Origin of the sequence: Amycolatopsis sp. YIM 10, from assembly GCF_009429145.1 — a bacterium.
In the GTDB taxonomy this organism is placed as follows: domain Bacteria; phylum Actinomycetota; class Actinomycetes; order Mycobacteriales; family Pseudonocardiaceae; genus Amycolatopsis.
On the sequence record NZ_CP045480.1, the window covers coordinates 8,538,372 to 8,565,247 of the forward strand.

24 protein-coding genes are annotated in these 26,876 nt (G+C 70.2%); 8 read left to right on the forward strand and 16 right to left on the reverse strand.

What is annotated here, in order from left to right; genetic code table 11:
- The first annotated feature begins 7 nt into the window (after positions 1–7).
- Positions 8–1,177, forward strand: a complete 1,170-nt coding sequence (locus tag YIM_RS39740; protein ID WP_153035262.1) for a trans-acting enoyl reductase family protein — start codon at positions 8–10, stop codon at positions 1,175–1,177.
- Here the strand turns inward: YIM_RS39740 and YIM_RS39745 are convergent.
- Entirely contained in the window at positions 1,095–2,618 is a 1,524-nt protein-coding gene (locus YIM_RS39745) for an NAD(P)/FAD-dependent oxidoreductase (protein WP_153035263.1), read from the reverse strand. The two genes, YIM_RS39740 and YIM_RS39745, sit on opposite strands and share 83 nt — an antisense overlap.
- Positions 2,619–2,880: 262 nt before the next feature.
- Here YIM_RS39745 and YIM_RS39750 point away from each other — a divergent pair, with 262 nt between their 5' ends.
- Positions 2,881–3,471, forward strand: coding sequence for a TetR/AcrR family transcriptional regulator (locus YIM_RS39750; protein ID WP_153035264.1), 591 nt, complete (start codon positions 2,881–2,883; stop codon positions 3,469–3,471).
- Here the strand turns inward: YIM_RS39750 and YIM_RS39755 are convergent.
- Positions 3,468–4,478, reverse strand: coding sequence for a PHP domain-containing protein (locus YIM_RS39755; RefSeq protein ID WP_153035265.1), 1,011 nt, complete (start codon positions 4,476–4,478; stop codon positions 3,468–3,470). The genes YIM_RS39750 and YIM_RS39755 overlap by 4 nt on opposite strands.
- A 146-nt stretch (positions 4,479–4,624) precedes the next feature.
- Between YIM_RS39755 and YIM_RS39760 the strand changes: the two genes are divergently transcribed.
- Positions 4,625–6,469: a VanW family protein gene (locus tag YIM_RS39760; RefSeq protein WP_153035266.1), complete on the forward strand. Its 1,845-nt coding sequence runs from the start codon at positions 4,625–4,627 to the stop codon at positions 6,467–6,469.
- Positions 6,470–6,534: 65 nt separating this feature from the next.
- Here YIM_RS39760 and YIM_RS39765 read toward each other — a convergent pair whose 3' ends face one another.
- From YIM_RS39765 to YIM_RS39790, 6 genes are all read right to left on the reverse strand, one after another.
- Positions 6,535–7,557, reverse strand: a complete 1,023-nt coding sequence (locus YIM_RS39765; protein WP_228004310.1) for a glycoside hydrolase family 99 protein — start codon at positions 7,555–7,557, stop codon at positions 6,535–6,537.
- Entirely contained in the window at positions 7,554–9,182 is a 1,629-nt protein-coding gene (locus tag YIM_RS39770; protein WP_153035267.1) for an alpha-amylase family glycosyl hydrolase, read from the reverse strand. Before YIM_RS39770 ends, YIM_RS39765 begins: the two co-directional genes overlap by 4 nt.
- A 28-nt stretch (positions 9,183–9,210) precedes the next feature.
- Positions 9,211–10,098: a carbohydrate ABC transporter permease gene (locus tag YIM_RS39775; RefSeq protein WP_153035268.1), complete on the reverse strand. Its 888-nt coding sequence runs from the start codon at positions 10,096–10,098 to the stop codon at positions 9,211–9,213.
- Positions 10,095–10,982 carry a carbohydrate ABC transporter permease gene (locus YIM_RS39780; RefSeq protein ID WP_153035269.1) on the reverse strand — a complete coding sequence of 296 codons (888 nt, stop codon included), beginning with the start codon at positions 10,980–10,982 and terminating at the stop codon, positions 10,095–10,097. Before YIM_RS39780 ends, YIM_RS39775 begins: the two co-directional genes overlap by 4 nt.
- Complete coding sequence (locus tag YIM_RS39785) at positions 10,979–12,346, reverse strand: ABC transporter substrate-binding protein (RefSeq protein WP_153035270.1); 1,368 nt, start codon at positions 12,344–12,346, stop codon at positions 10,979–10,981. The genes YIM_RS39780 and YIM_RS39785 overlap by 4 nt, the downstream gene beginning before the upstream one ends.
- Before the next feature lie 114 nt (positions 12,347–12,460).
- Positions 12,461–13,468: a LacI family DNA-binding transcriptional regulator gene (locus tag YIM_RS39790; protein WP_153035271.1), complete on the reverse strand. Its 1,008-nt coding sequence runs from the start codon at positions 13,466–13,468 to the stop codon at positions 12,461–12,463.
- 134 nt (positions 13,469–13,602) lie between these two features.
- Between YIM_RS39790 and YIM_RS39795 the strand changes: the two genes are divergently transcribed.
- On the forward strand, positions 13,603–14,160 hold the full coding sequence (locus YIM_RS39795; RefSeq protein ID WP_153035272.1) for a hypothetical protein: 558 nt from the start codon (positions 13,603–13,605) through the stop codon (positions 14,158–14,160).
- A gap of 1 nt (position 14,161) precedes the next feature.
- On the opposite strand, the gene YIM_RS39800 is transcribed toward YIM_RS39795, so the two are convergent.
- The 3 genes from YIM_RS39800 to YIM_RS39810 form a co-directional block, all read right to left on the reverse strand.
- Positions 14,162–14,893: a TetR/AcrR family transcriptional regulator gene (locus tag YIM_RS39800; RefSeq protein WP_153035273.1), complete on the reverse strand. Its 732-nt coding sequence runs from the start codon at positions 14,891–14,893 to the stop codon at positions 14,162–14,164.
- Between the two features lie 343 nt (positions 14,894–15,236).
- A complete protein-coding gene (locus YIM_RS39805; protein WP_153035274.1) occupies positions 15,237–16,691 on the reverse strand; it encodes a carotenoid oxygenase family protein in 1,455 nt (484 codons plus the stop codon).
- Between the two features lie 66 nt (positions 16,692–16,757).
- Complete coding sequence (locus YIM_RS39810) at positions 16,758–17,813, reverse strand: AraC family transcriptional regulator (RefSeq protein ID WP_153035275.1); 1,056 nt, start codon at positions 17,811–17,813, stop codon at positions 16,758–16,760.
- Between the two features lie 119 nt (positions 17,814–17,932).
- Here YIM_RS39810 and YIM_RS39815 point away from each other — a divergent pair, with 119 nt between their 5' ends.
- Both YIM_RS39815 and YIM_RS39820 read left to right on the forward strand, forming a co-directional pair.
- Positions 17,933–19,387 carry an NAD(P)/FAD-dependent oxidoreductase gene (locus YIM_RS39815; protein ID WP_153035276.1) on the forward strand — a complete coding sequence of 485 codons (1,455 nt, stop codon included), beginning with the start codon at positions 17,933–17,935 and terminating at the stop codon, positions 19,385–19,387.
- Positions 19,387–21,102 (forward strand): FAD-dependent oxidoreductase, encoded by a 1,716-nt coding sequence (locus YIM_RS39820; RefSeq protein WP_153035277.1) that lies wholly within the window; start codon positions 19,387–19,389, stop codon positions 21,100–21,102. The genes YIM_RS39815 and YIM_RS39820 overlap by 1 nt, the downstream gene beginning before the upstream one ends.
- Here YIM_RS39820 and YIM_RS39825 read toward each other — a convergent pair.
- Positions 21,084–21,569, reverse strand: a complete 486-nt coding sequence (locus tag YIM_RS39825) for an SgcJ/EcaC family oxidoreductase (protein ID WP_194239904.1) — start codon at positions 21,567–21,569, stop codon at positions 21,084–21,086. The two genes, YIM_RS39820 and YIM_RS39825, sit on opposite strands and share 19 nt — an antisense overlap.
- Positions 21,570–21,721: 152 nt before the next feature.
- Between YIM_RS39825 and YIM_RS39830 the strand changes: the two genes are divergently transcribed.
- Positions 21,722–21,910 carry a DUF5302 domain-containing protein gene (locus tag YIM_RS39830; RefSeq protein WP_153035279.1) on the forward strand — a complete coding sequence of 63 codons (189 nt, stop codon included), beginning with the start codon at positions 21,722–21,724 and terminating at the stop codon, positions 21,908–21,910.
- Between the two features lie 94 nt (positions 21,911–22,004).
- Here the strand turns inward: YIM_RS39830 and YIM_RS39835 are convergent, their stop codons facing one another.
- Complete coding sequence (locus tag YIM_RS39835; protein ID WP_153035280.1) at positions 22,005–22,985, reverse strand: MBL fold metallo-hydrolase; 981 nt, start codon at positions 22,983–22,985, stop codon at positions 22,005–22,007.
- A gap of 84 nt (positions 22,986–23,069) precedes the next feature.
- Here YIM_RS39835 and YIM_RS39840 point away from each other — a divergent pair, with 84 nt between their 5' ends.
- On the forward strand, positions 23,070–24,023 hold the full coding sequence (locus YIM_RS39840; protein ID WP_153035281.1) for a LysR substrate-binding domain-containing protein: 954 nt from the start codon (positions 23,070–23,072) through the stop codon (positions 24,021–24,023).
- A gap of 111 nt (positions 24,024–24,134) precedes the next feature.
- Here the strand turns inward: YIM_RS39840 and YIM_RS39845 are convergent, their stop codons facing one another.
- From YIM_RS39845 to YIM_RS39855, 3 genes are all read right to left on the reverse strand, one after another.
- Positions 24,135–25,061, reverse strand: coding sequence for a serine hydrolase (locus YIM_RS39845; RefSeq protein ID WP_153037542.1), 927 nt, complete (start codon positions 25,059–25,061; stop codon positions 24,135–24,137).
- Complete coding sequence (locus YIM_RS39850; RefSeq protein WP_153035282.1) at positions 25,061–26,134, reverse strand: Glu/Leu/Phe/Val dehydrogenase dimerization domain-containing protein; 1,074 nt, start codon at positions 26,132–26,134, stop codon at positions 25,061–25,063. The genes YIM_RS39845 and YIM_RS39850 overlap by 1 nt, the downstream gene beginning before the upstream one ends.
- A 166-nt stretch (positions 26,135–26,300) precedes the next feature.
- Positions 26,301–26,861: a TetR family transcriptional regulator gene (locus tag YIM_RS39855; protein ID WP_153035283.1), complete on the reverse strand. Its 561-nt coding sequence runs from the start codon at positions 26,859–26,861 to the stop codon at positions 26,301–26,303.
- Between the last annotated feature and the right edge of the window lie 15 nt (positions 26,862–26,876).

Here is a 26,876-nt window from a genome sequence, read left to right on the forward strand (position 1 = left end):
GGATCCGATGGATCGCCGGCACGACGTGACCCTCTTCGGCGCCACCGGTTTCACCGGGGCGCTGACCGCCGAGTACCTGGCCAGGCACGCGCCGGCCGGCTTCCGCCTCGCACTGGCCGGGCGCAACCGCCAGAAGCTGGAGGCCGTCCGCGGCAAGCTCGCCGCGATCGATCCGCGCTGGGCGGAGATGCCCTTGCTGCACGCCGAAATCGGCGACGCCGCCTCACTCGCCGAGGTGGCCGCGTCCAGCCGCGTGGTGGCCACCACGGTCGGCCCGTACCTGACCTACGGCGAGCCGCTGGTCGCCGCGTGCGCCGAGCACGGCACCGCCTACGCCGACCTGACCGGGGAACCGGAGTTCGTCGACCGCATGTACCTGCGGTACGACCGCCGGGCGCGCGAGACCGGGGCGCGGCTGGTGCACTCGTGCGGGTTCGACTCGATCCCCTACGACCTCGGCGCGCTGTACACCGTGCGGAAGCTGCCGCGGGACGCGGAAATCGAGCTGAGCGGGTACGTCCGCGCGGGGGCGATGTTCTCCGGTGGCACCTTCGCCTCCGCGATCACCGTGTTCTCCCGGCTGTTCGAGATGACGCAGATCGCGAAGAAGCGCGCCGAGGCCGAGCGGCGCCCGACCGGCAGGCGTGCTCGCACGGTGATCGGAACTCCGCACCGCGACGCGGAAAGCGGCCGGTGGGCGGTGCCGATGACGACCATCGACCCGCAGATCGTCGCCCGTTCGGCGGCCGAACTCGACGAGTACGGGCCCGACTTCACCTACCGCCAGTTCATGTCGGTGAAGCGGCTGCCGACCGTGGTCGCCGGCGGGCTCGGCCTTGGCGCGATGTTCGCGCTGGCGCAACTGCCGCCCACGCGCAAGGCACTGATCAAGCTGGCCAATCCCGGTGGTGGGCCGGACGAGGAGAAGCGGGCGCGGTCGTGGTTCAAGATCCGATTCCACGGCAGCGGCGGCGGCCGGCGGGTGGTCACCGAGGTGGCCGGCGGCGACCCCGGTTACGACGAGACCGCCAAGATGCTCGGCGAGTCCGCGATGTGCCTGGCACTGGACGACCTGCCCGCGGTGTCCGGCCAGCTCACCACGGCTGTGGCGATGGGTGACGCGCTGGTGAAGCGCCTGGTCGACGCGGGGATCGTGTTCCGGGTGGTGCGGAACTGATCTTGTACTCCGACGGGTCGAACTCCCTGATCCGCGCCCGCATCCGCGCGGTCGACCACGGCCAGCTGAAACTGTTGCGCCCGTTCTCGTCGAGGTAGTAGCTGGCGCAGCCGCCGGAGTTGTAGACCGTGCCCGGCAGCGCGGCCTGCACCTCGTTGTTGAACGCGGCCTGGGCGCGCGGCAGCACGTCGACCGCGCTCCAGCCGCGCGACCGGATCCGCCGCACCGCGTCGATCGTGTAGGCGAGCTGGGCCTCCAGGATCATGAACGCCGAGGTGTGCCCGGTGCCCAGGCTCGGGCCGAGCAGCAGGAACAGGTTCGGGAAACCGGTCACCGTGGTGCCGAGATAGGCCCGCGGGCTGCCCTTCCAGTGGTCGGCCAGGCTGCGGCCGGCGCCGTCGAACACCTTGTCCGCCACCGGCATGTCGAGGATGTGGAAGCCGGTGCCGAGAATGATCGCGTCCACTTCGGCCGAGGAACCGTCGGCGCCGGTCACGGTGGCACCGCGGACCTCGCGCACCGCTGTGGCGTGAACGTCCACATTGGACTTCGTCAGCGCCGGGTAGTACGAGTTCGACATCAGCAGCCGCTTGCAGCCGAGCGTGTAGTCCGGGGTCAACGCCTTGCGCAGCACCGGATCCCGCACGGTGGCGCGCAGGTGCAGCAGGCCGGCCCGCTGCACCTGCCGCAGGATCCACGGGTGGCGGAAGCCGATGCCGAGCGCTTCCATCCCCGCGTATTCGGCGCGGCGCAGGGCGCGCTGGGCACGTGGGAACCGGCGCATCAGCCAGCGTTCGGCCTTGGGCACGTAGTGGTCCGGTTTGGGCAGCACCCACTGCGCGGTGCGCTGGAACAGGTGCAGGCGCGCGACTTCCGGCTGGATCTCCGGCACGAACTGCACCGCGGAGGCGCCCGTGCCGACCACCGCGACGCGCTTGCCGGTCAGGTCGTAGTCGTGGTTCCACCGCGAGGAGTGGAAAACCTCGCCGGGAAAGGTCGCGAGGCCGGGGATGTCGGGAATCAGCGGCTCGTGCCACGGCCCGGTCCCGGCGATCAGCACCCGCGCGGTCATCGGACCGGCCGTGGTTTCGAGCCCCCAGTGGTGTTCGTCCGCGTTCCACCGCGCCCGCAGCACCTCGGCGCCGAAGCGGAGATGCTCGGTCACGCCGTACTTCTCGGCGGTGTCGCGCAGGTAGGCGCGGATCTCCGGCTGCTTGGCGAACGCGCGCGTCCACTCCGGATTGGGCGCGAAGGAGAACGAGTACAGCGCCGACGGCACATCGCAGGCGCACCCGGGATAGGTGTTGTCCCGCCAGGTGCCGCCGATCTCGGCCGCCTTCTCCAGCACGGCGAAATCGCGCACGCCGGCCTGGCGCAGCCTGATCGCCGCGCCGATGCCGGACGCACCCGCGCCGACGACCAGTACCTCGAAGTGGCTCATGACGGCGGAGACTATTCGAAGACTCTCGGTATCTCAATACCGCCGGTAGGCTGAATCGGAAATCCCGGTCCACCCCACGGCGAGCACCTAGGCGCTGTCCTGCGAGTCTGCTCGATGGGCTTCGTGATCCAGGTGGTTCCTGGCGGTGCGGCGGCTTCGGCCTCGTACTGGCCGTACTCGGCCGAAGCCGCCGTGCCGCCAGGGCCGCCTGGGCGCGAAGACCGCGAGCGTGACTCGCAGGACAGCGCCTAGGCTGATCCCCATGCCCCGACTCACCCGCGCGGAAAGCCAGGCCCGCACCCGCGAGCAGCTGATCGCCGGCGCGAAAGACCTGTTCCTGCGCGAGGGGTACACCGCGACCTCACTGGAGAAGGTGGCCGACGAGGCCGGGTACTCCAAGGGCGCGGTCTACTCGAACTTCCGCAACAAGGACGAGCTGTGCCTGGCCGTGCTCGACGCGATCCACGCCGAGCAGGCCGAGCAGCTCTCCGCCTCGCTCGACGGGGTCACCGAGCTGGACGCGATGTTCGAGGCGTTCCAGCGCTGGGCCGAGCGCAGCATCGGCGACCAGGCGTGGACCGCGCTGGAGGTGGAGTTCGCCACCAACGTGCGCCGCGATCCGCGCCTGCGTGACGAGCTGGCGATCCGCGACAAGGCCATCCGCGACACCATCACCGGTGTGCTGGCCAAGCACACCGAGGAGTACGGCATCAAGCTGCCGATGCCGGCCGAGGACTGCGCGACCGCGCTGCTCAGCCTGGGCATCGGCCTCGGCGTGCAGCGCGCGATCGACCCGAGCATCCCGGTCGGCGTGCTCACCGAGGTGATGCGGATGTTCGCCGGACGGTCCTAGCCGCGAGGCTGGCGCCAGGCCAGCAGGTCGTCCGCGGTACGCGTGTTGACGACCTGATCGACGCCGACTCCGCACTCCAGCGCGCGTGCGCAACCGTGCGCCTTCCAAGCCAGTTGACCCGGTGCGTGCGCGTCGCTGTCGATGGCGAATTCGCAGCCGATCTCGACCGCTTGCTTGAGCAGGCGTTTCGGCGGGTCCAGTCGGTCCACGCGCGAGTTGATCTCGACCGCGACCCCGTTGTCGCGGCAGGCTTCGAACACCTTGTCCGCGTCGAACTCCGACTCGGGCCGGTTGCGCCCGGCGACCTTGCGGCCGGTGCAGTGCCCCAGCACGTTGACCCGCGGATTCGACACCGCCTCCAACATGCGCGCGGTCATCTCCTTGCGCGGCATCCGCAGTTCGGAGTGCACGCTGGCGACCACGAAGTCCAGCTCCCACAGCAGGTCCTCGTCCTGGTCGAGCGCGCCGTCGAGCAGGATGTCCACCTCGATGCCGGAGAGGATGCGGAACGGCGCCAGTTCCTTGTTCAGCTCGGCGATGACCACGAGCTGCTGGGCCAGCCGCTCCGCGGACAACCCGTTCGCCACGGTCAACCGCGGTGAGTGATCGGTCAGCACCATCCACTCGTGGCCCAGTTCCCTCGCCGCCTCGGCCATCTCGGCGATCGGGCTGCCGCCGTCGGACCAGTCCGAATGCGTGTGACAGTCACCACGAAGCGCGGGCAGCAGCTCGCCGCCGTCCGGCAGCTCCGGCGCCTCTTCCGCCTCGACCTTGCGCAGGTACTCGGGCACGTTCCCGGCCAGCACGTCCTCGATCACCGACGCGGTGGCGGCGCCGATGCCCTTGAGCGCGGTCAGCCTGCCGGTACGGGCCAGTTCGGCCAGCCGTTCCGGGGTGAGCTTGTCCACCACCGAAGCCGCGTTGCGGAAGGCGCGGACCCGGTAGGTCGGCTCGCCGCGCTTCTCCAGTTCGTAGGCGATGTCTCGCAGTGCCCGGGAGGGTTCCATGCGGTGATTCTGCCGGAACCGCGCGTGCTGCCGGAACGATCGTGCCAATCCCACACCAGGGTGAGGCGAAGTCATGATATTGGACCCACGTATCTTGTGGTGGACGCCCAGTTTCCGACGGCGCCATCGCGAACAGGAGCGAAGTCTTGCCGCAAGACAGTCAGTGGCCCGGTTCCCGGTCCGAGGAGACCGACGTGTTCCCCGCGGTCTCCGGCAAGCTCAACGACCCCGAGCAGACCGACGTGTTCGGCACGCAGACCGCCTTCGTGCACCAGGTACCCCCCGAGGACGACGGCTCCGAGCGCAAGCGCAAGCTCAAGCGCGGCGGGCTGATCGCCGGGGCCGTGCTCGGCGCGTTCGTCGTGCTCTACGGCGCCGACCTGCTGATCAACTCCGGTGACGTGCCGCGTGGGGTGACCGTGGCCGGCGTCGACGTCGGCGGCATGAGCCGGGAGAACGCCGAGCAGGAGCTGCGCGGTCAGCTGGAGCCGCGGCTGAACCAGCCGGTCCGGGTCCGCGCCGGCGACGTCGAGCACACCCTCGACCCGCGCGCCACCGGGCTGAACCTGGACTGGTCGGCCACCCTGGACCGCGCCGGCGAGCAGCCGCTGAACCCGTTCGCCCGCATCGCCTCGTTCTTCACCACCCGCGAGACCGGCCTGGCCACCAACGCCGACCAGGGCACCCTCGCCACCGCGATGGAGGGCCTGCGCGGCCAGGTGGACCGCGGCCCGGTCGAGGGCACGATCACCTTCGACGGCGCGACGCCGGTTCCGGTGGACCCGAAGCAGGGCCAGTCACTGGACGTGCCCGCCGCGTCACAGCTGCTGCTCTCGCAGTGGGCGTCGGGCCAGGTGCTGGAGCTGCCGGTGGGGCTGACCCCGGTGAAGTCCTCGCCGGAGAGCGTGCGGGCGGCGCTGGAGCAGTTCGCCAAGCCCGCGGTGTCCGGGCCGGTGACGGTCAAGGGCGAGGGCAAGGACGCCAAGGTGGCGCCGGAGGCCATCGGCAAGACGATCACCTTCGAGGTGGCCGAGGACGGCGCGCTGGTGCCGAAGGTCGACAACGGCAAGTTCGCCGAAGCGGCCGGTCCGCAGCTCGCCTCCACCGAGAAGGAGGGGCGCGACGCGGAGATCGTCTTCGAGGGCGGCAAGCCCGCGGTGCACCCGTCCGAGGACGGCAAGAAGATCAACTGGGAGCCGACCCTGGTGCCGCTGCCCGAGGTGCTCAAGCAGCCGCAGGTCCGCGAGGTCAAGGCGGTCTACGAGAACAAGCCGGCCAAGGTGACCACCGAAGAGGCGAACAAGCTCGGCATCAACGAGGTGATCGGCGAGTTCACCACGAAGGGCTTCGCGGCGGACTCGGGCGTGAACATCCGCGTGGTCGCGGAGAAGGTCACCGGCGCCATCGTCAAGCCGGGTGAAACCTTCAGCCTCAACGGGTTCACCGGCCCGCGTACGAAGGCGCAGGGTTACGTCGAAGCGGGCGTGATCTCCGACGGCGCGCCGGGCCGCGAGGTCGGCGGTGGCATCTCGCAGTTCGCCACCACGCTGTACAACGCCTACTACTTCGCGGGCATGAAGGACGCGGGGCACAAGGAGCACAGCTACTACATCAGCCGGTACCCGCCGGCGCGCGAGGCGACGGTGTTCCAGAACCACGCCGGTGGCAGCGTGATCGACCTGAAGTTCACCAACGACAGCGAGACCGGCGTGGCCATCCAGACCATCTGGACCCCGTCGTCGATCACGGTGAAGCTGTGGGGCACCAAGCGGTACAACGTGGAGTCGGTGCCGGGTGAGCGGCACAACTTCACCGAACCGCAGGAGAAGCCGGGCCCGGCGGAGAACTGCCAGCCCAGTGCCGGTGCGCAGGGCTTCACCGTCAGCGACACCCGCGTCCTGCGCGACGCCGCTACGGGCCGCGAGGTCAAGCGGGAGCCGCGCAACGTCCGGTACAACCCGCAGCCGAAGATCGTCTGCCCCGGCGCCTAGGTTCCGGGCCCGGTGCCGTGAAGGTGGCTTCACGGCACCGGGGCTGCGCCTTTTCCAGAAGCCGCTCAGAACTGGCTGGTCCAGTGGCGGGTCCGGTCCAGGTAGGCCGTTTCCGCCTCGGCGCCGACCTTGCCGTAGGCGCCTTCGTAGTCCTGGTAACCGAAGCCGGACGGCGGGGTGGAGCTGGCCGGTTCCAGCGTCGAGCCCTCGTGCCATTCGTTGAACGAGGTGATCGACACCCAGTCCGGCTCACCGCCGTTCGCCGGGTCCAGGACCGTCGACCACTGCGTGTCGTAGGTCCGGCCGTCCTCGCGGGCCAGTGTCGGTGTGGTGTTGCCGGGCACGGCCCGGTCGTCGACGTAACCCGGGCCGATCGACGGCGCCCAGACCAGGCCGTTCGCCCTGGCGTAGTCGGCGATCCCCTGCCAGCCCACCGGGTTCATCGTGGCGAGCACGTCGTAGGTGTAGATGCCGCCGAAGTGCGTCACCCGGCTCAGATCGGTGGTCTGCGCGAGCACGATGTTGTTCGCCCGCAACGGTTCGATCGGTGACCAGTCGGCGATCGACAGGCTGTCGAACACGTAGAACGCGGGCCGGTCGCCGTGCGCGGCGTCCCGGTAGAAGGCCGGGCTCGAACCGTAGCGCTCGTTGATGTAGGCAACGTCGTCCACAGTGGACTGAGCGGTCCGGCCGCCGTACGGTTCCAGGTGCCAGGCCACCTTCAGGCCGTACTTCGCCGCGGCCGCCAGCACGCCGGGCGCCAGACTGTCCTCATAGGACCCGCGACCCCACCAGCTGTAGACCAGCGTGCCCACGCCCGCGCGCTGGATCCACGCCATGTGCTGGTCCACCGCGCCGGAGAAGTCACCGGAGTCGTACGGGCCCAGCGTCGGGTAGAGGTCCGCGCCGATGTCCTGCGGCGGCTGGTGCCCGCCCTGCGGCCAGTGCCGGTAGGACCCGCTGACCGCCGGGTTCCCGTACCACGGATAGTAGAAGATGTGCGTCTTTTCCGACAGGGCAACAGGTTCGGCGGTCGCGGGCGGGGTGAGCACGGCCAGCGCCATGGCCACCGCGAGCAGAATCCTCACCGTTCTCCTCCCGTCAGGCGCAGCCACACCGCGGTGTCCGCGGGCAGGTGCCCGTCCTCCAGCGGAGAACTGGACAGCAGCACTTCACGGTGTTCCGGCAGGGAAATCGGCTCGGCGGAGAAGTTCAGCAGGCAGGCGAACGAACCACGCCGGAAGGCGAGCACATCCGGTGCCTGGTCGAGCCAGTGCAGCTCACCCTCCGCCAGTTTCCGCAAGCGCAAGCCGGACCGGTACAGCGAAAGCACCGAACCGGGGTCCATCGCCTGCGCCTCGGCGGTGTAGGAAGCCCATTCCGCCGGCTGCGGCAGCCATGGCTCCTTCTCCGCGTCGTCCTGGCTGAACCCGAACGGCGGCCGCCTACCCGACCACGGCATCGGCACCCGGCACCCGTCGCGGCCGGGATCGGCGTGATCACTGCGCTCCCACACCGGATCCTGGCGCAGCTCACCGGGAATGTCCTCGATCTCCCACAACCCCAGTTCCTCGCCCTGGTAGACGTAGATCCCGCCGGGCAGCGACATCGCCAGCAGCGCCGCCGCCCGCGCCCGCCGGGTGCCCAGCTCGCGGTCCACCGGCGTGCCGTGCAAGCGGTCGGCGAAGCTGAACCCGGTGTCCCCGGCCCGGCCGTACCGCGTGACCGGGCGGGTCACGTCGTGGTTCGACAGCACCCACGACGGTGGCGCGCCGACCTCGTCGTGCGACTCCAGCGTCCGGTCGATCACCTCGCGGAAGCGCCCGGCGTCCCACGGGCAGACAAGGAAGTCGAAGTTGAACGCGGCGTGCATCTCGTCCTCGCGCAGGTACCGCGCCGACCGCCGCAGGTCGGGCAGCCACATCTCCCCCACCAGCAGGCGCTCGGCCGGGTAGCCGCGCGCGATCCGCCGCCAGGCGCGGTAGATCTCGTGCACGCCCTCCTGGTCGGAGAACGGGGTCTCGTCACCGGGCTCCACGTCCGGCAGGTCCGGGTCCTTGACCAGGCCGTCGGCCACGTCGATGCGGAAGCCGTCGACGCCGCGGTCGAACCAGAACCGCAGGATGTCCTCGAACTCGGCGCGCACCTCCTCGCTCTCCCAGTTCAGGTCCGGCTGCCGCGAGCTGTACAGGTGCAGGTACCACTGGCCGGGCGAGCCGTCCGGTTCGACCACCCGTGTCCAGGCCGGACCACCGAAGCGCGAGCGCCAGTTGTTGGGCGGCTCGGCACCATCGGGACCGCGGCCGTCGCGGAACCAGAACCGCTGCCGCTCCGGCGAACCCGGTCCGGCCTCGAGTGCCGCGGTGAACCACCGGTGCGTGTCCGAGCAGTGGTTCGGCACGATGTCGATGATCACCTTGAGGCCGAGCGCGCGGGCCTCGTCGAGCACGCTCTCGGCGTCGGCGAGCGTGCCGAAGGTCGGCTCGATGTCGCGGAAGTCGGCGACGTCGTAACCGCCGTCGTCCATCGGGGACGGGTACCACGGGGTGAACCAGATGGCGTCCACACCGAGGTCCGCGAGATAGCCCAGCCGGGCCCGCACCCCGGCGAGGTCGCCGATGCCGTCACCGTCGCCGTCGGCGAAGCTCCGCAGGTAGACCTGGTAGATCGCCGCCTGACGCCACCACTGCGGACTCCGTGGGGATTCGCTCACTGCAGCACCTTTCTGGTGTTGTGGCGGGTCAGCCCTTGAGGCTGCCCGCGGTCAGTCCGGCGAGGATCTGCTTCTGGAAGACCAGGAACAGCCCCACCATCGGCAGGCTGGCCAGCACCAGCCCGGCGACCAGCAGGTCCAGCCGGAGATCCGGCGCGACCCGCTGCAACAGCACGGACAACGTCTGCGTGCCGGGGTCCTGCAACACCAGCAGCGGCCAGATGAAGTCCTTCCACGCCGCGACCACGGCGAAGATCGAGACCACCGCGAGCACCGGGCGCGAGATCGGCAGCACGACGCGGAGCAGGATCCGCACCGGTCCGGCGCCGTCGATGGTGGCCGCCTCGATCAGCTCGTCCGGGATCTGGTCGAAGAACCGCTTGAGCAGGTAGATGTTGAACGCGCTGGCGGCGGCGGGCAGCCAGATCGCGGCCGGGGTGCTGAGCAGGTTGACCCCGATCAGCGGCACGTCGGACACGGTCAGATAGGTCGGCACCAGCAGCGCCGACGCGGGCAGCATCAGCGTGGCGAGCATCAGCCCGAGCACCGCGCCGCCGAGCACCGGCCGCAGTTTCGACAGCGCGAACGCGGCGGGCACCGCGACCGCGAGCTGCAGCAGCCAGGCCCCGCCCGCCACCACGATCGTGTTCAGGAAGTACTTGCCCAGGTCCAGTTCGTCCCAGGCCTGGGCGAAGGTCTCCGGGTGCCATTGCTCGGGCACCAGCGTCGGCGGAACGCGCGCGAGTTCGTCCGGCGTTTTCATCGCCCCGGTCACCGCCCAGTACAGCGGGAACAGGAAGGCCAGCGTGAAGGCCACCAGCACCAGCGAGAAAAGCACCCAGTAGACGATCTTGCCGCGGGTGCTGCGCAGTTGCGACGGGGAGACCAGCGTGCGCGGTCCGGGTGCGCCCTTCATTCCGCACTCCTCCTCGTGAGCCGGACGTACGCGGCCGAGAACACCCCGAGCGCGACGAACAGCAGCAGGCTCAGCGCGCTCGCCGAACCGAAGTCGTTGTAGACGAACGCGTACCGGTAGAGCAGCAGGAGCACGGTGACGGTGGAATCGTCAGGACCGCCGCCGGTCATCACGAACGGCTCGGTGAACACCTGCATGGTCGCCACCACCTGCAGCAGCAACAGCACCAGCAGCACGAACCGGGTCTGCGGCACGGTCACGTGCCACAGCCGCCGCCAGATCCCGGCGCCGTCCAGCTCGGCGGCCTCGTACAGGTCACCGGGAATGGTCTGCAGCGCGGCCAGGTAGATCAGCGTGGTGCTGCCCATGTTCGCCCAGGTCGAGACCAGGACCAGGGAGAGCATCGCGGTGTCGCCGGAGTCGAGCCAGGCCGAATCGGGCAGCCCGGCCGCGCGCAGGCCCTCGTTGAACAGGCCGGGCCCCGGGTCGTAGAACCACTTCCACAGCAGTGCGGTGACCACCGGCGGCAGCATCACCGGCAGGTAGACCACCAGCCGGAAGTACGCCCGCGCGTGCCGCAGTTCGTTGAGCAGCACCGCGGTGACGAACGGGATGGCGAAGCCGAAGACCAGCGCCAGCCCGGTGAACAGCAGGGTGTTGCGCCAGGCCACGCCGAACAGCGGGTCGGCGAAGAGCAGTTCGAAGTTCGCCAGGCCCACCCACTCCGGGTCGTCGACGAAGTTCACCTGCTGGAAGCTGAGCACCACCCCGCGCACGATCGGGAACCAGGAGAACACCGCGAAGACGACCAGAGCGGCGCTCAGCAGGCCATAGGCCGTGACGTTCTCGGCGAGCCTGCGGCGCCGCCTGGCCGAGACGCTCACCTGACCTGGGCGAGAGTGGCGTTGACCTTCGCCTCCGCGGCGCTGAGCAGAGCCGCGGGATCCGCCGCCGGATCGGTCAGCACCGCCTGCATCACCGTGTCGAGCGTGGCGTACACCTGCTGCGCGCTCGGCGGTTCGAGGTGGCCCTTGATGGTGGTCGCGGCGTTGAGGTAGGCGGCGTAGTTCTGCGCGGGCACGTTGGCGTACTTCGCCTTGGCCGCTTCCTGCTGGTCGCGCAGGGCGCCGGTCCAGATGTCCGGGTTCGGCAGCGCGGGCAGCCCGACCGGCTGCTTGCCGTCGGCGTAGCGCTTGGTGAAGGAGTCGAACCGGTCCGGGTTGAGGTACTTCCACTGGATCCAGGTCAGCCCGGCCTTGATCTTCTCCGGCGACGCCTTCGGATTGACCATGTAGCCCTCGCCGCCGATCAGCGTGCCCTTGCCCTCGGGCACCGGCGCCAGGCCGTAGTCCTCGTACTTGCCGTTGAACTGCTTGACCAGCGTCGGGATGTTGTCCGGCGCGGCCAGGTACATGCCGAGCTGGCCGGCGCCCATCATGCGCTGCGCGTCGGCGTCCTGGAGCAGCTGCTTGCTGCCCATCGAGTCGTCGGTCCAGCGCATCTGCTTGAGGTGGTCGAGCGCGGTGCGGCCGAGTTCGTTGTTGAAGTCGGCCTTCCAGCCGTCACCCTCCTTGCGGGCGATCTGGCCGCCGAGTGAGTTGAGCCAGGCGGTCAGGTGCCAGCCGCCCTGGTTGCCCTTGCTGAAGTCGGCGTACCCGACCACGCCGTCGCCCAGCGCGGCGATCTTGTCGGCGGCTGCGCGGACTTCGGCCCAGGTGCGCGGCGGGTTGTCCGGGTCGAGCCCGGCCTTGGTGAACAGCGGGCGGCTGTAGACCAGGCCCATCGAGTAGTTCGCGGTGGGCAGGCCGTAGAGCTTGCCGGAGCCGTCGCGGAAGACGTCCAGCAGCTGCGGCTGGAGCTGGTCGACGTGCGGCAGCTCCTTGACCGCTTCGGTGATGTCGGCGGCCTGGCGGCGGGCGATGATCTGCGCCGGGTCGGTGAAGTAGACGTAGTAGACGTCCTCGAGCTGCCCGCCGGCCAGCTTCGCCGAGAAGGACTCGACCTCCATGAAGCCCTCGTGCGGTTCGAGGTCGATGTCCGGGTGGCCGGCCTCGAACTCGGCCACGTCCTGGTCGAAGATCATCCGCTCGAAGGCCTGCGTCTGCGGCGGCTGGCCGTTGATCGAGACCTTGAGCTTGCCGTCGGCCGAGCGCTCCTCCCCCGAGCCGCCCGAGCAGGCGGGCACCGCGGCCAGCAACCCGATCGCGGCGAGGGGAACCAGGACTCTGCGGGAGCGCGGACTCTTCATGGACGCCTCTTCTCGGCCAGCCTCTTGTGACGGCAGTCACTCTAAAGTGTGAAGCCGAGTTTCGCAAGAAGCTGACAGAGTTTTGGAATTATGAAACAAACTTACGGCGAGTGATCAGCCCGGCACCCTCCCGGTGGAGCTGCGGACCACCAGCTCCGGGGCGAACAGCAGTTCCTCGGCGGGCACCTGGCCGCCGTTGATCTTCTTGACCAGCAGCTCCACCACCGCGCGGCCCATCGCCTCGATCGGCTGGCGGATCGTGGTCAGCGGCGGGTCGACGCACTGCATCAGCGCCGAGTCGTCGTAGCCGACCACCGAGATGTCGTCCGGCACGGCCAGCCCGTGCCGCCGGGCGGCGCGGATGGCGCCGAGGGCGAGGGGGTCGCTGGCGCAGAGAATGGCGGTGACCCCGCGGTTGAGCAGCCGCACGGCGCCGGCGTGCCCGCCTTCCAGCGAGAACATGCCGTGCGCGACGGCTTCCGGATCGACGCCGAGGCCGGCCTCGTCCAGGCAGGCGCGGAAGGCCTCGAGTTTGCGGCGGGACGGCATGTGGTCGGCCGGGCCGAGCAGCAGGCCGATGCGCTCGTGGCCGAGGGAGAGCATGTGCCCGATGGCCTGCTCGACCGCCATCGCGTCGTCGCAGGAGACCTGCGGCATGCCGAGTTCGCCGACGGCGGCGTTGAGCAGCACGGTGGGCAGGCCGCGTTCGACGAGCCGGTGGTAGTGCGTGTGCACGGCGTCGGCCTGCGCGTACTGCCCGCCGGCGAAGGCGACGCCGGAGACCTGCTGCTGGAGGAGGAGGTCGACGTAGTCCGCTTCGGACACGCCGCCGGCGGTGCGGGTGCAGAGCACCGGGGTGAAGCCCTGCTGGGCGAGCGCGTTGCCCATCACCTCGGCCAGTGCCGGGAAGATGGGGTTCTGCAGTTCCGGCAGCACCAGCCCGACCAGCCGCGCCCGCTCGCCGCGCAGCTGGGTCGGCCGTTCGTACCCGAGCACGTCGAGCGCGGTGAGCACGGCGGTCCTCGTGCTCTCGGCGACTCCCGGCCTGCCGTTGAGCACCCGGCTCACCGTGGCCTCGCTGACCCCCACCTGCTTCGCGACTTCCGCGATCCGACGTTTCATAGCCGCAATTATGGGACAGGCCTCTGCAAATATCCGCACACAGCTGATGAACAGCTTCACATCAGGGCCGCCACAGAAACCCGGTCCATGCTCGACGGCAGCGGGAAGACCCGCTGTCACCACGGGAGCAAACGATGAGCGAGAAGAACGAGCAGCCACCGGAGCCGGGCGCCGACCAGCCCACGGTCGAGCACCCCACCCCACCACCCGCCGCGACCCCACAGCCCGACGCCGCGACACCGGCGGCCGGGCAGCCCACTGCGGAGCAAACCGCAGCTCACCAGCAGGCCGCACCCCACCAGCCGGGCACCGGACAGCCGGGCGTCGAGCAGCCCACCGCGGCTCAGGCCGCGGCCGGGCAGCCGACTGCCGAGCAGACCGCCGCTCACCAAGCGGGACCCGCGGGGCATCAGGCACCGCCGCCGGGGTGGGCGCCGGTGAAGGCGCCCGGGCGGTTCCGGCGGGTCGTGCGGCACCGGGCGACCGGGCTGGTGGCGGTCGGCCTGGCCGGGGTGCTGGTCGGCGGCGGAGTGGTCGGCCTGATCACCGCGCTCGACCACGACGGCCCCCGCGACGGCAGGCCCGGCATCGCCCGCGAGTTCGGCGACGGCCCCGGCCGCCACCGCGCCGGCCCGCCCGACGGCTACTTCCCGCGCGAAGAGCGCGGCTACCGCCCCGGCGGCGAGGGCTGAGCTACGGGTGGATCCGGGTGAGGCGCCGCTCCAGGCCGTCGATCGCGATCTGCACCGAGTACTCGTAGAACTCGGTGAAGTGCGCGGCCAGCCGCTCCGGATCCTTCACCCGCTCGTAGACGTTCCGCCCCAGCGCCGCCAGTCCCGGCAGGTCCTCGCGGTCGCGCGCCTCGGCGTAGACCTCGGGGCTGTCCGGCTTGATCAGCGGCTGCGCCAGGTGGTCGTCCTCCTTGGACACCAGCGCGGCGGCCGTGCCGAGCAGCAGGTTGTACGCGGTCACGCTCTCCTCGCCGAAACCGTCGCGCTGCAGCACCCGCACCCCGCGGTCGATCAGCGGCTTGATCGACGGGATCAGCGGCCCGTACAGCGAGAACCGCCTGGCCACGCCCGGGTACCGGCGCAGCACCACACGCAGGTCGGCGAGCAGCTGCCAGTAGAAGTCCCGCCAGTGCAGGTTCGCGTCGGGCAGCGGGATCTCCTCGCCCACCCGCTCGATCACCGCGCGCACCACGGACTCCCGGTCACCGACGTGGTGGTAGATGACGGCCGGGTAGGCCTCCACCGCCGAGGCCAGCTGCCGCAGCGTCCAGCTGTCGAGGCCGCGTTCCACGGTCAGCCGCAGCGCCGCGTCGACGATCCGCTCCGCGGTGACCGCGGGCAGGCCAGCCGCGAACCGGGACCGGGGCCGCTGCTGGCCCGGCAGCGGCGAAGGACTCTCTGGGGCTCCAGCCATTCCAGGAAGCTTAATGCTCATCGGATGACCACGCTTGACAGAGTGCCAAATGTTGTTGTTCTGCCTGTTCAGCGAGACATTCGGTGATCATCTTCCGATGCCCGTCCAATCACGATCGCCCGGTAATCGTCAAGTGGATCATGCCGGATTGGGCGAGCATCAACAAGCTGTTTCGGTCTGCGGTTGCTCGCTCACCGCCCGCAACGGCGCGGCGCCCTCCGATTCGCTCTCCCCCCGGGTAAGAGCGTGCCGGATCGCGGACGCCGCGTCGTCGACCGGTCGCACACCGGCAGTAGCGCGATGTGCACCAGTATCGACGCCGCGTCCGCCACAGCGGTTCCCCTCAGTTGAAACCGAGTTGATCAGCCCGTACCCAGGTGGCGTGGAAACCCAGCGGAACCCGTTGCGGCAGCAGCACTCGCGCCACCGGACCGGCGGCCAGATCACCCGCGTCGAAGATGTCCAATTCGGACAGTCCCTCGCGTTCGTCCTGCACGAAGGTGACCAGGTAGCCGTCGCCCTCCACGGTGGCGCCGTCGCGCGGCGCGAACGGCGCCTCGCTGCCCCAGCGGCCCGGCCCGAACCGGTGCTCCGCCTTCACCCCGGTCGCGTTGTCGTAGCGGACCAGGCCGTCGAACAGCAGCGTGGACTCCGGCGAGATGCTCACGTGGTAGGCGTACCGGCTCAGCCTGCCCACCTTGCGCGAGTCCACGCTGGGGAACTCGGTGTTCGCGTCGTCCATCGGCGACTCGCTGACCGCGCCGGTGCGCAGGTTGAAGCGGTAGCGGTGCAGCTGCGCGTCAAGGCGGAGGTAGGACAGCATCTTCGCCAGCGGGGTGCGCGCGTCGGCACGCGGCTGAGGTCTGCTCACCCGGCAGACGTCGAGCACGATCTCCTCGCCGACCTCCCACGAGTTGACCACGTGGTAGATGTAGCAGGGCGAAGCCTCGAACCAGCGCACCTGATCACCGGTGCCGTACCGCGGCAGCACGCCGAACCGCGCGGGCAGCGAGCGGTCGAAGACCAACTTGTGACGGCCGTGCCGCGCCGCCTCGGGATCCTGGAGCAACGGCAGGTCCATCAGCACCGCGTGGTTCGCGGTGATCGCCATGTCGTGCGGCAACCGCGGCCCCGGCAACGCGACCTCGGTGGTGTGCGCCACCCGCCCGTCCGCACCGACCACGCCGTAACGCAGGTACGGCGGCGTCGGGCCGTAGTCGAACCAGAACAGCTCGCCGGTGTGCTCGTCGACCTTGGGGTGGGCCATCATGTCGCCCACCAGCGTGCCCAGGAAGTCTTCCGCGCCAAGGGTTTCCAGCGACAGCGGGTCGATCCCGTACGGGCTGCCGCACAGGTACCAGGTGGCCAGCACCTTGCCGCGGTGGAAGATCACGTCGGTGTTGGCCGCGTCCTTGAGGCCGAGCCCGTGGTGGTTGCCGAACGGGTTGCCCTTCGGGCTTTCCATCACTCCGGTCCACAACGCGCGACCGGCTTCGGACTCGGCGGCAAAGGCCTTGGTGCGGATCCACCGGTTGCGGTAGCGGGCGCGGCCGTTCTCCAGGTGCACCGCGTGCACCATGCCGTCCCCGTCGAACCAGTGGTAGCGGCCTTCCGGGCGGTAGCGCGGATTCGGCCCGTTGCGCAGGTAGACCCCGTTGAGGTCGGGCGGGATGCGGCCGATCACCTGCAGCTCGCCGCTGTCGATCTCGGTGGTCACCGGCGCGTAGACACCGAGCAGGTAGGGGTTGGGCTCGTCGGTACCGGCCACGATCACCGGCTGGTCGTGGCTGCTGGTCAAGGCGGCCTCCCAGGCTGGACGGGCGAACCCCAACACTACGTTTTCCGCGGCGGGCGGACCACCCGCTCAGCCGGTCCGGCCGAGTGAACGGGCGTACGCCGCCGGCGTCACGCCCTTCCAGCGCTTGAAGGCGTAGATGAAGCTGGACGCCTCGGCGTAGCCCAGCCGGACCGCCACCGCCTCCACCGAAAGCACGCCGGTGGCCAGCAGTTCCTCGGCCAGCGCCTCGCGGACCTCGTCGACCAGCGCGCGGTAGCTGGTGCCGGCTTCGGTCAGGCGGCGCCGCAGGGTGCGGGGGCTCATCGCCAGGTCGCGGGCGATGGCGTCCATGCCGGTGTCGGCCCCGCCGAGGCGGATCAGCCGTTCCCTGACCTGGTGCGAGATCCCGGTGCGCGCGCGGCGCCGGGTGACCAGTTCGCGGCACTGCGCCTCGCAGATGGCCACGGTGTGCTCGTTCGCCTGCGGCAGCGGCTGATCCAGATACGCGGCGTCGAGCGTGAGCAGGTTGACCGGGCCGCCGAAGGACGGCCGCACCCCGAAGGCCGCCCGGTAGGCCGCCAGAGTATCCACAGTGGACGGTGCGGGGAAACGAAACCCGAGCCGCCGCAGGGTGATCGGCGGCAGCAGGTCGCCGAGCACGGTGTAGATCGCGGACAGATCCCGCAGCACCAGGAAGCGCGCGACGTCGGCCGGGACCAGTTCGTCGTGCAGCACCAGCCGGATCTCCCCGCCGTCGACGGCGACGTGCGGGATGCAGAAGGTGAAGCTCAGGTCCAGGTAGCGCAACGCGAAGGACATCGTGTCGGCCAGGGTCGGGCTGCTGATGCAGGCGAAGCCGAAGATGCCGAAGGTGGTCACGTGGTAGCGGCCGCCGAGCGCGATCGCCGCGGCGTCCGGGTCCTGCCCCGGCGCCAGCCCGGTCAGCAGGTTGCGCACCACGGCCAGCTCCTGGCGCGCGTCGATCTGCAGTTCCGGGTCGCGGACCTGGCCGGGGGTGAGCGAGGTGCCCGACAGCACCTCGTGGTTGCCGTGCTCGGCGGCGAACACCGACATCAGCAGCACGCTCGCGGTGCTCCGCGGAAAGTCCCAGTCGCGCACCGCGGGCGCGGCGAACTCCACCATGGCCGGAATTATCGATCGGCGGCGTGGCCGCGCGCCACCCCGCCCCTGGCCGGAAATCTCGATCGACTGTCCGTTCGTGCACTTCACCGGCCCGCCACCGCCACGTAACTTCGTCAGGCATGAGCACAGCGTCCGTTCTCATCGCCGGCAGCGGATTCGGCGGCATCGCACTGGCCATCGAGCTGAAGCGGGCCGGGCTGCACGAGTTCACCGTGCTGGAGCGCGCGGACGAACTCGGCGGCGTGTGGCGCGAGAACACCTATCCCGGGGCCGCCTGCGACATCCCGTCCCCGCTCTACTCCTTCTCCTTCGCCCCCAATCCCGACTGGCCGCGCCGCTATTCGGGACAGGCCGAGATCCACGCCTACCTCAAGCGCGTCGCCGCGGAGTACGGCGTCGACCGCCACATCCGCTTCGGCACCGAGGTCACCAGCGCGTCCTTCGACGAGCAGCGCGGCATGTGGACCGTGGAGACGAGCACCGGCGAGACCTTCGAGGCGACCGTCTTCGTGCCCGCGACCGGCCAGCTGTCCCGCCCCGCCCTGCCGGACATCCCCGGCCGGGACAGCTTCGACGGCCCCGCCTTCCACTCCGCGCGCTGGGACCACGACGTGGACCTGACCGGCAAGCGGGTCGCGGTGATCGGCACCGGTGCGAGCGCGATCCAGTTCGTGCCGGAGATCCGGCGGGCCGCCGCGCGGGTCACGGTGTTCCAGCGGACGCCGCCCTACATCATGGCCAAGAACGACACCATCTACCGCCGCTGGCACCGCTTCCTGTTCCGGCACCTGCCGTTCACCCAGTTGCTCGGCAGGCTGCGGATCTGGCTGCTCGCCGAGTACGCCACCTTCGCGATGACCGGGCACGGCGCGCTGACCAAGCCGTTCGAGCTGCGGACCGAGCAGCTGCGGCGGCGGCACATCAAGGACCCCGGCCTGCGCGCGCGGATCACGCCGAGCTATCCGATGGGCTGCAAGCGGATCCTGTTCACCAACGACTACCTGCCCGCGCTGGCCTCGCCCAACGTCGATGTGGAGACCGGCTCGATCACCGAGATCACCCCGCGCGGCGTGCGCACCGAAGACGGCGTGGAGCACCAGGCCGACGTCTTGATCTATGGCACCGGCTTCGCCGCATTGGACTTCCTCGGACCGCTCAAGGTGCGTGGGCTCGGCGGTCGCGACCTGGCCGAGGTGTGGGCCAAGGGCGCCCGCGCGCACCTGGGCATGACCGTGCCCGGCTTCCCGAACCTGTTCTGGATGTACGGCCCGAACACCAATCTCGGTGCCGGCTCGATCATCTACATGCTGGAGCGGCAGGCGCGCTACATCCGCCAGGCCGTCGAGCACCTGTCGCGGCCGTCGGTGTCCTACCTGGACGTCCGGCCGGAAGTGGAGCGGAAGTACGACGAGGAGATCCAGTCGCGCCTGGCCGGCAGCGTGTGGACCGGCTGCGCCAGCTGGTACCGCCAGGCCGACGGCCGGGTCTCCACCAACTGGCCCGGTCTGGTCTCGGAGTACCACCTCCGCACGCGACGGCTTCGCCTTTCCGAGTTCAGGACGGTGGGTGGCTGATGTCCGACTTCGACTACTACGACGTGCTGGTGATCGGCTCCGGCTTCGGCGGGAGCGTGTCGGCGCTGCGGCTGACCGAGAAGGGCTACCGCGTCGGGGTGCTGGAAGCCGGGCGCCGGTTCGCCGACGACGAATTCGCGAAGACCTCGTGGCGGCTGCGGAAGTACCTGTGGGCGCCGCGGCTCGGCTGCTTCGGCATCCAGCGGCTCACCCTGCTCAAGAACACCTTCGTGATGAGCGGCGCCGGGGTCGGCGGTGGTTCGCTGGTCTACGCGAACACGCTGTACGAGCCCCCGGACAAGTTCTACGCCGACCCGCAGTGGGCGCACATCACCGACTGGAAGGCCGAGCTGGCCCCGCACTACGACCAGGCCAAGCGCATGCTCGGGGTGACCGACAACCCGGCGACCACGCCGGCCGACCGGGTGCTGCGCGAGGTCGCCGCCGACATGGGGATCGAGCACACCTACCGGCCTACCCCGGTCGGCGTCTTCTTCGGCGAGCGTGCCGGGGAAGAGGTGCCCGACCCGTTCTTCGGCGGCTCGGGCCCGGCGCGACGCGGGTGCAGCCACTGTGGCGAATGCATGACCGGCTGTCGCCACGGCGCGAAGAACACCCTGGTCAAGAACTACCTCTACCTCGCGGAACAGGCCGGCGCGCAGGTGCACGAGCGCACCACGGTCGTCGACGTGCGCCCCATGCCCGGTGGCGGGTACGCGGTGAAGAGCACGCGGACCGGCGGGTTCGCCCGGCGCACCTTCTACGCCGACCAGGTGATCTTCTCCGCGGCCGCGCTCGGCACCCAGCGGCTGCTGCACAAGCTGCGGGACCGGCGCTCGCTGCCCCGGATCTCCGCCCGGCTCGGCTACCTGGCCCGCACCAACTCCGAGGCCGTGCTCGCCGCGCGCTCGCTGCGCGACGACACCGACTTCACCCGCGGTGTGGCGATCACCTCGTCGATTCACCCGGACGAGGACACGCACGTCGAGCCGGTGCGCTACGGCAAGGGCAGCAACTTCATGGGCCTGCTCACCACCGTGCTGGTCGACGCCGAGACCGGGAAGCGACGCTGGGCACTCGGCCTGCGCGAACTGGTCCGGCAACGCCGCCACCTGCTGAAACTGCACAACCCGCGCCGCTGGTCGGAGAAGATGATCGGCCTGCTGGTGATGCAGAACCTGGACAACTCGGTGACCACCTACACCCGGCGCGGGCTGCTGGGCAGGCGGCGGATGACCACCCGTCAGGGTGACGGGCTGCCCAGTCCGGAGTGGATCCCGGTGGGCAACGAGGTGACCCGGCGAGTGGCCGAGAAGATCGACGGGCTGCCGCAGGGCTCGATCACCGAACTGGCGAACATCCCGATCACCGGGCACTTCATCGGCGGCTGCGCGATCGGCGACTCGAGCGAAACCGGCGTGGTCGACCCGTACCAGCGGCTCTACGGGCACCCCGGCCTGCACGTGGTGGACGGCTCGACGATCTCGGCGAACCTCGGGGTGAACCCGTCGCTGACCATCACCGCGCAGTCCGAGCGCGCGATGTCCTTCTGGCCGAACAAGGGCGAGGAGGACCCGCGGCCGCCGCTCGGCTCGGCCTACCGGCGCCTGAGCGCGGTGCCGCCGGCGCACCCGGTCGTGCCGCCGAGCGCGCCCGCGGCCCTGCGCCTGCCGATCCGGCCGGTGTGGCCCGCTGATCAGGGGATTTCGAAGTAGCGGGTGTTCTGGAAGGACTCCTGCAGCCACTGCCCGTGCCGCCGGACCAGGAGATTGGTGTTGGTGGACAGCGAGTCCGGGCGGCAGTCCGGCACGTCGCCCTGGGTCAGGCAGGACGAGCGGATGATCACCACGGTGTTGCGGTCGAGGTAGCGGACCTTCTCGCTCAGCCGCTTGATCCGGCTGCCGTCGATGTAGTTGTCGAAGTAGTACTGCATGCCCCGGGCGATGCCTTCGCGGCTGTGCAGGTGGTCGCCGTTGAAGGTGACGACGTCGCCGTCTTCGGTGTAGGTGGCGGCGAAGGCCGCGCCGTCCTCGTCGGCCCACGCCTGCGCCTGCCGGTCGTGCAGTTTGTCGAAGGCGGCCTGGTCGCCGGGCTTGTGGTCCTCGACCGCGGTGGCCGGCACGGCCGTGATCAGCAGCACGCCCACCGCGGCCGCCACCCAGCCGATTCGTCGCTTCCCCATGATCCCTCCAGCTGCTTTCATAGGTAGTGTCGCTACATGTCGCGACACTACCTATGAGCCCGACGGGGTGCAAACCAGCGAAATCCGCTCGCCAACCAGGCGGACGACTGACAGGCTGGCCGGTGACACACGACGTTGTTCGGAGGTTTCACATGTCTGACACGCAACCCACGCCGGAAACCGGCGAGGAGGACGACGTCAAGCGCAAGTTCCGCGAGGCGCTCGAGCGCAAGCAGGCCCAGACGAAGGCCCGCGCCGCACACGAGGACCGCGGTTCGAAGGTGCACAACGCCCACGGCCCGGCCGGCGGCAAGCGCGAGTTCCGGCGCAAGAGCGGCTAGAGCACCGCTCACATTCGAGATCAGCCACTCACATTCGAGAGCAGTGCTCTTATCTTAGAGCACTGCTCTCTAAACGGAGTGTCGCTCTCAACCTTCAGGGCGTGAACACCTCGCGGTGGTCGACCACCCGGAACGCACTACCCGGACTGGCTGCGGCCACCGCGTCGCGCAGCCTGGCGAGCCCGCCCCAATCCTTGGCGGGCTCGTCCAGCGGGAAGTCGAAGTCGTCCCAGTGGGTCGGCACCACGTGCGGCGGGAAGCCGAGGGTGCGCAGCAGCCGAGGCACGTACTCGGCCACCCGATCCCCGCCGGCGGGCAGGAGCAGCACGTCCGGCCGCAACCCGGCCAGCTCGCCCTCCACGTAGTTGGAGCCACCGAAGTTCAGCACGGCGAACCCCGAGGCGCTCTGCACCTGGTAGGCCAGGGTGCCGCCTTCGAGCAGGTCGCTGATCACCCGCGGCCGGTCGCGCCGGGACAGCGGGCGCGTGCCCGCGAACGCGACCTTCGCCCTCTCACCGCTCGCCGAATGCAGAGAGCGGAGCACGCGGATCGAATAGCCGTCGAAGGTGTGGAACTCGCCGCCGGTGGCGATCGCGAGCTGGTCCTCGGGAGCGCCGAGGGCGAGCAGCAGGCTCAGGTGCGTCTCGGTGCCGATCACCGTCGCGCCGGTCTTCGCGGCCAGGTAGGGCACGTCGCTGATGTGGTCGTAGTGGCCGTGGGTGACCAGGATGTGGTCGGCGCGCAGTTCGCCGGAGCCCACCAGGCGGTCGATCAGCTCCCGGTTCACCTCGATGCGCGTGTTCGGGTCGGCACCCGCCTTGGCGTAGGTGCCCGTCTTGAACCGGGTCAGCCACGGGTCGATCAGCACCACTTTGCCGCCGGGCAGGCGCACCTCCCAGCTGTTGTTGCCCCACCAGCGCAGTGCCACGTCGGCCTTCGGGCGCGGGCGCGGGTTCGGGGGCGAGGTCGCGTTCGGGCTGCCCGCCGCGGCCGGAATGCCGGGCAGGCTAGCCGCCACCGCGGCCGAAGCCCCGAGAAAGCCGCGCCTGCCGAATCTGGTCCGTCCATCACTCATGATCGACAGCCGAGCACGCCTGCCGCGTCGCTGTCCAAGATCACGACACGCGAATCGCGATATGCGAACCGATATCGTCGCAGCGTGGACCCCCTGCGCTCGTTGCGCTACTTCATCGCGGTCGCCGAAGAACTTCACTTCGGCCGCGCCGCCGACCGGCTCGGCATCGCCCAGCCACCGCTGAGCCAGCGCATCCAGCGGCTCGAACGCGACCTCGGCGCGAAGCTGTTCGACCGCGACAGCAGGCACGTCGAACTGACTGAGGCGGGGCAGATCCTGCTCGCCGAAGCCCGCGACCTGATCGCACGCTGGGACCGCGCGGCCGCGCTCGTCGGCAAGGCCGGGCGCGGTGAGCTGGACGCCCTGCGAGCCGGGGTGCCGCCCGAGATGCCGGGCCGGGTGCTCGCCGGGTTCCTGACCGCGTTCGCCCGCGACCGGCCCGGCGTCCGCGTTGAGCTGCAGGAGCTGACCACCACTGAGCAGCTGCGCCTGCTCGCCGAAGGCAAGCTCGACACCGGACTGCTGCACCTGCCGGTGGACGTGACCGGGCTGGAGCTGGGCCCCGCGCTCGAGACCCCGCTCGGTGTAGTGCTCCCCCGGGACTCACCGCTGGCCGCCCGCGCGGAACTAGACCCGGGCGCGCTGGCCGGGCAGGGGCTCGTGCTCTTCCCGCGCGCGTCGGCACCCGGTTACTACGACGCACTGCTGCGCGCGTGCTGGGAAGAAGGCTTCCGGCCGTCGGCCGTGCACCACGCGCGGAACCCGGAGTTCGTGCTCGGCATGGTGCTGGCCGGGCACGGGGTGGCCCTGGCCGAGGGCACGGTGGCGCAGAAGGAGCCGAGGGTGGTGTGGCGACCACTCACCCCGCCACCGATGCGGCGCTTGTGCTTCGCCTGGCCCTCCGGCAACGCCCATCCGGAGGCGAAGGGCTTCGCCGCGGTCGCCTCGGCGACCCTCCGGCAAGACGCGCCCACCACCAAGCCGGACGACGATCCGGCGAGTCCCCGCCCATGGAACGTGGTCTACGGCGCCGACTGACCAGCTGGCCCCACGCAGCGTGCGACCTGTCTACGGCTCCGGTTGACCACGTTGACCGCCCTGACCTTGCTGATCCCGCTGACCCCGCTGACCCCGCTGACCGCCCTGACGCTAACCGCCCCAACCATCGCGACCGTGCTGGCCATCCCGACCATCCCAGCCCTGCTGATCGCCCCGACCTTGCTGACCATCCCGACCGCGCAGCTTCCCGACCGCCGCGGCCGCCGCCGCGCCGATCGCCTGCTCGACCGCGGGCTGCCGCTGCACCAGCAACGCCGACCGGGTGAACACCGCGACCGCGAACCGCGCGCCGTCCGGGTACTCGACCACGCCGATCTCGTTGCGGATGCACGGCAGCGTGCCGGTCTTGCCCCACACCCGCGCCTCCGGCGGGAACGCGCCCCCGAGCCGGCTCCAGAAGACCTGCTGCCCCATCCACTGCCGCACCTGGGCCGCGGGCTCCCCCTGGTCGGTCCACAGGTGGCCGAGCAACGCGGTCATTTCGCGAGGCGTGCTCGCGTTCGTCCAGCCGGGGTCGAGCGCGCGCATCGCCAGCACGCGGTCCGCCGAGAAAGTGCGGAACAGCTCGGCGAACCGCTCGGCGCCGCCCGCGTCCTCGATCATCGACGCCACGATGTCGCGCGGGGCACCGGCGATCCGCGTGCGCGCCAGCCCCAGCTCGCGTACCAGCGAGCGCACGTTGTCCAGGCCGACCCGGTCGCACAGCACGTCGGCCGCGGTGTTGTCGCTGACCGTCATCGCGAAGTAGGCCGCGTCCCGCAGGCTCAGCTCCACGTCGTCCGCGCACCCCGCGGTCCCGGACCCGCCGAGCCGGTCGCGCGCGCCGATGCGCACGCGGTCACGCGGGTCGAGCTGCCCGGCCGCCACCTGGCGGGCGAACTCCAGCACCAGCGGCACCTTCACCACCGAGGCCAGCACCACCGGCTCGTCGGCACCCCATCCGCACTCGGCCCCGGTGTCAAGACGGCGGGCGTGCAGCCATCCGCGCACGCCCGCCGCCTCGAAATGCTTTTCGATCACCCCAGATGTATAGCCCGGAGCCCGCCGATCTCGGTCATCCGGCGCTCGGCCAGCCGGTCGGCCGCGGTGGCCGCGGGCACGCCCTCGGCCTCGGCCAGCTGGAACACCGACTTCGTGGTGTCGAAGATCTGCGCGGTCTTGCGCTTGGCCCTGGCGAAGTCGAACCCGTGCAGCTCGTCGCTGACCTGGATCACGCCACCGGCGTTGACCAGGTAGTCCGGGGCGAACAGGATGCCGCGGTCGTCGAGCAGCTTGTCGATGCCGGGGTGGGCGAGCTGGTTGTTCGCCGCGCCGCAGACGATCTTGGCCCGCAGCTCGGGCACCGTCTCGTCGTTCAGCGCGCCACCCAGCGCGCACGGCGCGAACACGTCGAGTTCGGCCCGGATCAGCTCGTCGGCGCTGCCGACCACCTCGACCTCGGGGTGCTTGGCCCTGGTGCGCTCGATCGCGGCAGCCGAGACATCGCTGATCACCACCCGCGCACCCGCCTCGATCAGATGCCCGACCAGCAGGTAACCGACCTTGCCGACGCCAGCCACGCCGACCCGGCGCCCGGCCAGGTCGGGGCTGCCCCACAGGTGCTCGGCCGAGGCGCGCATGCCCTGGAAGACACCGAACGCGGTGAGCACCGAGGAGTCACCGGCACCGCCGTCCTCGGGCGAGCGGCCGGTGACGAACCGGGTCTCGCGGGCGACGACGTCCATGTCCTGCACGTAGGTGCCCACGTCGCAGGCGGTGATGTAGCGGCCGTTGAGCGACTGCACGAAGCGGCCGTAGGCCCGCAGCAGCGCCTCGGACTTCACCGTGGCCGGGTCGCCGATGATGACGGCCTTGCCGCCGCCGAGGTCGAGCCCGGCGAGCGCGTTCTTGTAGGCCATGCCCTTCGACAGTGCGAGCACGTCGTCGAGCGCTTCGGCTTCGGTGCGGTAGGGGTAGAACCGGGTTCCGCCGAGGCCAGGCCCCAGTGCGGTGGAGTAGATGCCGATGATGGCCTTGAGACCGCTGGCCTTGTCATGGCAGAAAACGACCTGTTCATGACCGGTATCCCGGCCGAATACACCGTCCGTCACGGTGGTGACTCCTTCGTTGGCACCGGCACGTGGCTTGTGGCACGCGCGGGGTTCGGTTGCAACCGGGATCACGTCCGCCGGGAAGGTCTTTCCCGCGGCCGGAGGGTCCCAACGAGAACCGTAGAGGGGGAAGATCCCCAACGCCAAGGGGGTGTTTCACCAGAGTTCAAGCACGCTCGACCAGGTATCGGCGGAGCACCGGCCCCACCCACGCGATGATCGCCGCGCGGTCCATGTCCACCACCGGCGGCAGCGCCAGCACGTACCGGCAGAGCGCGAGCCCGAGCACCTGGCTGGCGATGAGCCCGGCCCGCGCGGCGAACTGGTTGTCCGGCGGCTCCAGCATGATGATCACCGGGAGCAGCTGGGAGGCGAAGATCTGCTGCATGCGCTCGGCGGCGGCCGGATTGGTGGCGCCCGAGCGCAGCAGCAGCTTCAGCGTGTCGTCGTTCTCCCAGCGGTCGAGGAAGTGTGCGATCAGCGCCTTGCCCACCTCCGCACGCGGCACCTCGGTCAGGGCAGGCAGCTGGAGGTCGAACTCGGCGGCCGCGGCGAACAGGCGCTCCTTGTTGCCGTAGTAGCGCATCACCATGGACGGGTCGATCCGCGCGTCCGCGGCGATCGCCCGGATGGTCGCGCGCTCGTAACCGTCCTTGGCGAAGCGCTCGCGCGCCGCCGCCAGGATCACCTCTTTTGTCCGGTCAGACCGGCGTGCCGTTTCGTTCATGCCAACAACCGTAGG

Excerpts from the sequence above, each read along its gene's own strand:
- YIM_RS39740 (WP_153035262.1), top strand. The coding sequence starts at position 8 with ATGGATCGCCGGCACGACGTGACCCTCTTCGGCGCCACCGGTTTCACC.
- YIM_RS39745 (WP_153035263.1), bottom strand. The coding sequence starts at position 2,618 with ATGAGCCACTTCGAGGTACTGGTCGTCGGCGCGGGTGCGTCCGGCATC.
- YIM_RS39750 (WP_153035264.1), top strand. The coding sequence starts at position 2,881 with ATGCCCCGACTCACCCGCGCGGAAAGCCAGGCCCGCACCCGCGAGCAG.
- YIM_RS39755 (WP_153035265.1), bottom strand. The coding sequence starts at position 4,478 with ATGGAACCCTCCCGGGCACTGCGAGACATCGCCTACGAACTGGAGAAG.
- YIM_RS39775 (WP_153035268.1), bottom strand. The coding sequence starts at position 10,098 with ATGAAGGGCGCACCCGGACCGCGCACGCTGGTCTCCCCGTCGCAACTG.
- YIM_RS39785 (WP_153035270.1), bottom strand. The coding sequence starts at position 12,346 with ATGAAGAGTCCGCGCTCCCGCAGAGTCCTGGTTCCCCTCGCCGCGATC.
- YIM_RS39790 (WP_153035271.1), bottom strand. The coding sequence starts at position 13,468 with ATGAAACGTCGGATCGCGGAAGTCGCGAAGCAGGTGGGGGTCAGCGAG.
- YIM_RS39795 (WP_153035272.1), top strand. The coding sequence starts at position 13,603 with ATGAGCGAGAAGAACGAGCAGCCACCGGAGCCGGGCGCCGACCAGCCC.
- YIM_RS39800 (WP_153035273.1), bottom strand. The coding sequence starts at position 14,893 with ATGGCTGGAGCCCCAGAGAGTCCTTCGCCGCTGCCGGGCCAGCAGCGG.
- YIM_RS39810 (WP_153035275.1), bottom strand. The coding sequence starts at position 17,813 with ATGGTGGAGTTCGCCGCGCCCGCGGTGCGCGACTGGGACTTTCCGCGG.
- YIM_RS39815 (WP_153035276.1), top strand. The coding sequence starts at position 17,933 with ATGAGCACAGCGTCCGTTCTCATCGCCGGCAGCGGATTCGGCGGCATC.
- YIM_RS39820 (WP_153035277.1), top strand. The coding sequence starts at position 19,387 with ATGTCCGACTTCGACTACTACGACGTGCTGGTGATCGGCTCCGGCTTC.
- YIM_RS39825 (WP_194239904.1), bottom strand. The coding sequence starts at position 21,569 with ATGGGGAAGCGACGAATCGGCTGGGTGGCGGCCGCGGTGGGCGTGCTG.
- YIM_RS39830 (WP_153035279.1), top strand. The coding sequence starts at position 21,722 with ATGTCTGACACGCAACCCACGCCGGAAACCGGCGAGGAGGACGACGTC.
- YIM_RS39835 (WP_153035280.1), bottom strand. The coding sequence starts at position 22,985 with ATGAGTGATGGACGGACCAGATTCGGCAGGCGCGGCTTTCTCGGGGCT.
- YIM_RS39855 (WP_153035283.1), bottom strand. The coding sequence starts at position 26,861 with ATGAACGAAACGGCACGCCGGTCTGACCGGACAAAAGAGGTGATCCTG.